This window comes from Promicromonospora sp. NPDC060204 (genome assembly GCF_042728455.1).
Classification (GTDB): domain Bacteria; phylum Actinomycetota; class Actinomycetes; order Actinomycetales; family Cellulomonadaceae; genus Promicromonospora.
This window is the reverse complement of the sequence record NZ_JBHWZO010000307.1, coordinates 1-6,797: the sequence shown is the minus strand read 5'-3', so window position 1 is coordinate 6,797 and position 6,797 is coordinate 1. Positions and strand designations below refer to the sequence as shown.

The window sequence follows — 6,797 nt, the reverse complement described above, 5'->3', positions numbered from 1 at the left end:
GTGACACACAGGTGTCACGCCCCGGTGTCATGCTCCGGTGTCATGCCAGGTGTCATACCGGTGTGTCAGACAGGGACCGTAGGCTGTGCACCATGAACGACCTGAGCCCCGCCGAGCGGTACTCGGCCTTCCGGTCCCAGAGCCGTTCGGCGGCCGAGCACCCGGAGCTGACCCTCTTCCGGGAGGTCATCGGCTTCGAGCTCGACGACTTCCAGGTCGCTGCCTGCGAGGCCCTCGAACAGGGGCGCGGCGTACTTGTCGCGGCCCCGACCGGGGCGGGCAAGACCGTCGTGGGCGAGTTCGCCGTGCACCTGGCTCTCGCGTCGGGCCGCAAGGCCTTCTACACGACGCCGATCAAGGCCCTGTCCAACCAGAAGTACGCCGACCTCGTGCGCCGGCACGGCCCCGAGAACGTGGGCCTGCTGACCGGCGACTCCACGATCAACGGCGAGGCACCCGTGGTGGTCATGACCACCGAGGTGCTGCGCAACATGCTCTACGCCGGGTCCTCGACCCTGGACGGGCTCGCGTACGTCGTCATGGACGAGGTGCACTACCTGGCCGACCGCTTCCGCGGCCCCGTCTGGGAAGAGGTCATCATCCACCTCTCCGACGACGTGCAGCTCGTCTCCCTGAGCGCCACCGTGTCCAACGCCGAGGAGTTCGGCGACTGGCTGGAGATGGTGCGCGGCGACACCGCCGTCGTCGTCTCCGAGCGGCGGCCCGTGCCGCTGTGGCAGCACGTGCTCATGTCCTCGCCCGAGCCGCGCGGCAAGCCCCGCATGCTCGACCTGTACGCCGGGCACGTCGACCCGACCGACCCCGGCACCAACCCGCCCATCAACCCCGACCTGAGCGCCGCGTTCCGGTCCGGGCGCGGCGGCAACCGCCCCGGCGACCACGGTGGACCGGGCGGGCGGGGCCGCGGGCGCGGCCGGGGCGACCGCGGGTACCGCGGCGGCAACGGACGGCGCGCAGACGGCCCGAGCGGCGCCGTCGGGCCCGGGCGGCGCACCCCGCCGCGGTTCATCGTCATCGACGCCCTGAACGCCGACGCCCTGCTGCCCGCGATCTACTTCGTGTTCTCCCGCGCGGGCTGCGAGGCCGCCGTCGACCAGTGCCTCAAGGCCGGGCTGCGGCTGACCACCCCGCAGGAGGAGGCCACGATCCGCTCGGTCGTGGAGGAGCGCACCGCCGCCATCCCGCCCGAGGACCTCGACGTGCTCGGGTACTGGGCCTGGTCCCAGGCCCTGGCGCGCGGCATCGCCGCCCACCACGCCGGCATGCTGCCCGTGTTCAAGGAGACCGTCGAGGACCTGTTCGAACGCGGCCTGGTCAAGGTCGTGTTCGCGACCGAGACCCTCGCGCTCGGCATCAACATGCCCGCGCGGTCCGTCGTGCTGGACAAGCTCGTCAAGTGGGACGGCTCCAGCCACGTCCCGGTCACACCCGGCGAGTTCACCCAGCTCACCGGCCGCGCCGGGCGCCGCGGCATCGACGTCGAGGGCCACGCCGTCGTCGTCGACCACCCGGCCCTGGACCCCGTGGCGCTGGCCGGCCTCGCCTCCAAGCGCCTGTACCCGCTCAAGTCGAGCTTCCGGCCCACGTACAACATGGCCGTCAACCTCGTCGCCCAGGTCGGCCGCGACCGCGCCCGCGAGGTCCTGGAGACCTCGTTCGCGCAGTTCCAGGCCGACCGCGGCGTCGTCGGGCTGGCCAAGCAGGCCCAGGCGCACGCCGAGGCCCTCGACGGGTACGCCAAGGCCATGTCCTGCGACGTCGGCGACTTCGGCGAGTACATGGACCTGCGGAGCGCCATCAAGGACCGCGAGCGCGAGCTGTCCCGCGCGGCCTCCGGTGCGCGCCGCGCCGAGATCGTCTCGTCCCTGGAGAACCTGCGGCGCGGCGACGTCGTCGAGGTGCCGTCCGGGCGCCGGCGCGGGTACGTGCTCGTACTCGACCCGGGGGAGCCCGGCGGGTTCGACGGGCCTCGGCCCACGGTGCTGACCCAGGAGCGGCAGGTCAAGAAGCTGACCCTGGCCGACGCGCCCGACGGCCTGGAGACCGTCACCACGGTCAAGATCCCCAAGGCGTTCAACCCGCGCAAGCCCGACGCGCGCCGCGACCTGGTCTCGTCCATGCGCAACGCGCTGGGCGTCCTGGCGGACGACGTGCCGTCGGCGCACTCCACGACCTCGCCGTCGCGCAGCGCGGCCAGCCGGGCCGCGCGCGGCGGCAGGCCGGCGATCGGACGCCGGTCGGACGCCGCCACCGACGCCGAGCTCGCCCGCCTGCGCAAGGCGCTCAAGGCCCACCCGTGCCACGCCTGCCCCGAACGGGACGACCACGCCCGCTGGGCCGAGCGCTGGAACAAGCTCAAGCGGGAGCACGACCAGCTCGTGCGCCGCGTCGAGGGCCGCACCGGGTCGATCGCCCGCACCTTCGACCGCACCCTGGACGTGCTGCTCACCCTCGGGTACCTGCAGCGCACGTCGGAGCAGCGGATCCGCGTGACCGACGACGGCCGGTGGCTGCGCCGCCTGTACGCGGAGAACGACCTGCTGCTGGCCGAGTGCCTGCGCCGCGGCGTCTGGGACGGGCTCGACGCCGCGGGCCTGGCCGCCGTCGTGTCCACGGTCGTGTACCAGGGCCGGCGGGACGACGCCCCCGACCCGTACATCCCGGGCGGGCCGACCGGCCGGCTCGCGGGCGTCCTGGACGACACGCAGCGCGTGTGGTCCGAGGTGGACGACCTGGAGGAGGCGCACGGCATCGACGCGACCGGGCCGCTCGACCTGGGCCTGGTCGGCGCGATGTACCGGTGGGCGTCGGGCAAGGGCCTGGACAGCGTGCTGCGCGGCTCCGACCTGGCCGCCGGCGACTTCGTGCGGTGGTGCAAGCAGGTCGTCGACGTGCTGGACCAGCTCGGCGGCGCGGCGCCGTCGGACAAGCTGCGCGCCACGGCACGCAAGGCGCAGGACGCCGTCCTGCGCGGTGTGGTGGCCTACTCCAGCCTGTGAGGCAGCCCACGAAGCCGGCTCAGGACTACATACGAGCGGGTGACTGTGCGGGTCCACGCCCTGCTGACCAGGGCGTGGGCCCGCCGCATCGCATACAGTTCCCACCGTGAGCCAGCCTGTCCGATCCATCCTTTACCGCAACGGCGTCGTCCACTCCGGGGCAGACCCGTTCGCCGAGGCGATCCTCGTGGACGACGGCGTGGTGGCGTGGCTCGGCGCCGACGACACCGCCGCCGGGCTCGCGGCCCGCGCCGACCGCGTGATCGACCTCGACGGCGCGCTCGTCACCCCCGGGTTCGTCGACGCGCACGCCCACGTCCTGGAGACCGGCCTGTCGGCCGACTCCGTGGACCTCACGTCCGCCGGCGGCGTGCACTCCCTGGCCGACGCGCTGGCCGCCCTGCACCAGGGCGCACGCCGGCTCGCGGCGGCCGACCCGTCCGGCGACCAGGTGCTGCTGGCCTTCGGCTGGGACGAGCAGACCTGGCCCGAGCGGCGCGCCTTCACGCGCCAGGAGCTGGACGCCGTGTGCCCCGGCCGACCCGTGTACGCCGCGCGCGTCGATGTGCACTCGGCGGTGATCTCCTCTGCGCTCGCCGCCCGCGCGGGCATCGAGCGGGACCCCGCCTGGACCGGTATGGGCCTGGCCGGCTCCGGCTGGTCCGACGCGCCCGCCGACACCGGCCTGATCACCGCCGACCTGCACCACACCGTGCGCGACGTCGCGCACGCCCTGTCACCCGAGCGCCGCACCCGCCTGTACCGCGAGACCCTGGCGGCCTGGGCCGCCCGCGGCGTCGTGTCCGTGCACGAGATGAGCGGCGAGCACCTCGACACCCGCGCGGGCCTGGCCGAGCTGTACGCCCTGGCGGCCGGCTCGGTCACGGCCGACGCCCTGGCCGACCCCGACGCGCTCGCCCTGCCGCACCTGGCCGCCTACCGCGGCGAGCTGTGCGCCACGCCCGACGACGCCCGCGCGCTCCTGGCAGAGCTGCCGTTCCTGACCGGTATCGGCGGCGACCTGAACGTCGACGGGTCGATCGGCTCACGCACCGCCGCCATGCGCAGCCCGTACTCGGACCTGCCCGCCGACCCGTCCTCCGGCTCCTTCACCGGTGCCCTGACCAACCCCGACGGCTCGCCGTGGACCGGGAACCTGTACCTGACCGCCGACCAGATCGCGAACCACCTGAGCGCCGTGCAGAGCGTCGGACGCCCGGCCGCGTTCCACGTCATCGGCGACCGCGCCATGGACGAGATGGTGCTCGGGCTGCAGATCGCCGCCCAGACCAGCGGCGAGAGCGCCCTGCGCGCCGGGCACCACCGCATCGAGCACGCCCTGTTCGTGGACGCCGTCACGCTCGCCGCGCTCCTGGTGCACGGCATCGGCCTGTCGGTGCAGCCCGCGTTCGAATCCTCGTTCGGCGGCGCCAAGGGCGTCTACGCCTCCCGGCTCGGCGCCTCGCGCGCCGGGTCGATCATGCCGTTCGCCGACCTCGCGCAGGCGGGCGTACCGCTCGCGTTCGGCTCCGACACCCCCGTCACCCCGGTCGACCCCTGGCAGGGCGTGCGCGCCGCGACCAGCCACGAGGACCCCGACCAGCGCATCTCCGCAGGAGCGGCGTTCCGCGCCCACACCCGCGGCGGCTGGCGCCTGGCGGGCCTGGACCACACCGGCGCCGGACAGCTCCGCGTGGGTGCGCCCGCCCACCTCGCCGTCTGGCGGGTCGAGCACCTCGGCGTGCAGGCCGCCCCCGGGCGGCTCAGCTCCTGGAGCGAGGAGGCCCGCGCGGGAACACCGCTCCTGCCCGACCTCTCGCCCGACGCCGTGCAGCCCGAGTGCCTGCACACCCTGCGCGACGGCGTGGTCCTGCACGACACGCTCTGACCCGACACGACACGCTCTGAGGGGCGCCTTCGCGCCGGTAGGCTGCGATCGTGCGCTTGCGTGAGCCGTCCCGGCTGCTGTCCTTGTTCCTCGCGGTGGCCGGTGGCCTCGTCCTCTGGTCCGCGTTCCCCGACGCCGGGGTGTGGCCCGCCGCGTTCGTCGCCGTCGCCGTCCTGTACTGGGCCCTCGGCCGCGACAACGCCTGGTGGAACCTGCTGATCGGGTTCCTGTTCGGCATCTCGTTCTTCCTGCCGCACCTGTGGTGGGCCCACGAGTCCACCGAGGCCGCGCCATGGATCGCGCTGTCCGCGCTGGAGGCGCTGTTCATCGGCGGCTTCGGCGTGCTGTGGACCTGGGCGCGCCGCGCGCGGTTCCTGCGGCGGCGCGGCTGGCGGCTGGCCGCCGCGTTCGCCGTGCTGTTCGTCGCCGTCGAGCAGTGGCGCGCCGAGATCCCGTTCGGCGGGTTCCCGTGGGGCCGCCTCGCCTGGACCATGGCCGGCACCCCGACCGGGCGCGCCGCCTGGCTCGGCGGCACCGTCGCCGTCAGCCTCCTGGTCGCCTTCGCGGGCGCGCTGCTCGCCCTGGCCGTCGCGGGCCTGGTCCGGGCCGTCCGGATCTCCCGCGCGGCCCGTACCGCCCCTGCGGCGCGGGTGTCGCCGCCGGAGCAGGCGGAGAGCGGGGCTGTCACTGCGGGCTCTGTCAGTGCCAGCTCTGTCACGGCTGGCGCCACGACTGGCGGCTCTGTGACCGTCCGTTCCTCGGTGGGCCGCTCCGTCGGAGCCCTCGCCCTCGGTGTCGCGGTCGCCGTCGTGCCGCTGGTGCTGCCGCTGCCCTCGTCCGCGAGCGCCGGTGCCGTCGAGACGCCGGAGGGTCAGCAAGTGTACGACGCCGGGAGTGACCTGGCGGAGGACGGCCAGTTGTGGGCGGGCGCCGTGCAGGGCAACGTGGGGGAGCCGGGCCTGGGGGCGTTCGCCAACCGGGCCGAGGTGCTGAACAACCACCTGGAGGGCACGTACGTGCTGGCGGAGGACTTCGCCGGTGAGCTGGACGTGGTGCTGTGGCCGGAGAACGGCAGCGACCTGGACCCGCAGACGACGCCGGACGTGGCGCGCGGCCTGGACAACGCCTCGACGGCGGTGGGTGCGCCGATCCTGGTGGGGGCGCAGGAGTTCCCGGACGCCGGCGGCCGGTACAACGTGTCGCTGCTGTGGCAGGCGGGGCAGGGCGTGATCGCCCGGTATGCGAAGCAGCACCCGGCGCCGTTCGGTGAGTACATCCCGCTCCGGTCGATCCTGCGGCTGTTCTCGGACCAGGTGGACCGGGTGACCACGGACATGATCCCGGGGGTCAACCCGCCGTACGTGGACGTGCCGAGCCGGCTCGGTCAGGACGCGTACCGGCTGGGCACCATCATCTGCTTCGAGGTGGCGTACGACGAGATCATCCGGGACGCGGTCCTGGAGGGTGCGCAGGTGCTGGTGATCCCCACGAACAACGCGTCGTTCGGGTGGACGGCGGAGTCGACGCAGCAGCTCGCGATGTCGCGGCTGCAGGCGATCACGACGGGGCGGGCCGCGGTGCAGATCTCCACGGTGGGTGTCTCGGGTGTCATCACGCCGGACGGCACCGTGGTGCGGGACACGGAGCTGTTCACGGCCGACCAGTTCGTGGTGGACCTGCCGCTGCGGTCCTCGATCACGCCCGCTGTGGCGGCGGGGTACTGGCCGGGCTGGATCGTGGGCGGCCTCGCGCTCGCGCTGGTGGTGGCGGGCGTCGTGGGCGGGATCGGCGCGCGGCGTCGGGCCCGGGGGTAGGACGCGACCGCCGCTGGACCTACACGTACGAGAAAAGACACGTACGAAAAAGACCGCCGGCCCGAACCGTGACTG

3 protein-coding genes are annotated in these 6,797 nt (G+C 73.9%); all 3 read left to right on the top strand.

Annotated elements, in window-relative coordinates; translation table 11 throughout:
- Nucleotides 1-92 precede the first annotated feature (92 nt).
- Nucleotides 93-3,020, top strand: a complete 2,928-nt coding sequence (locus ACFWEJ_RS25640; RefSeq protein ID WP_377232002.1) for a DEAD/DEAH box helicase — start codon at nucleotides 93-95, stop codon at nucleotides 3,018-3,020.
- Between the two features lie 106 nt (nucleotides 3,021-3,126).
- Nucleotides 3,127-4,908 carry an amidohydrolase gene (locus ACFWEJ_RS25635; protein ID WP_377232001.1) on the top strand — a complete coding sequence of 594 codons (1,782 nt, stop codon included), beginning with the start codon at nucleotides 3,127-3,129 and terminating at the stop codon, nucleotides 4,906-4,908.
- Between the two features lie 50 nt (nucleotides 4,909-4,958).
- Nucleotides 4,959-6,722, top strand: a complete 1,764-nt coding sequence (lnt, locus tag ACFWEJ_RS25630; protein ID WP_377232000.1) for an apolipoprotein N-acyltransferase — start codon at nucleotides 4,959-4,961, stop codon at nucleotides 6,720-6,722.
- Nucleotides 6,723-6,797 lie beyond the last annotated feature (75 nt).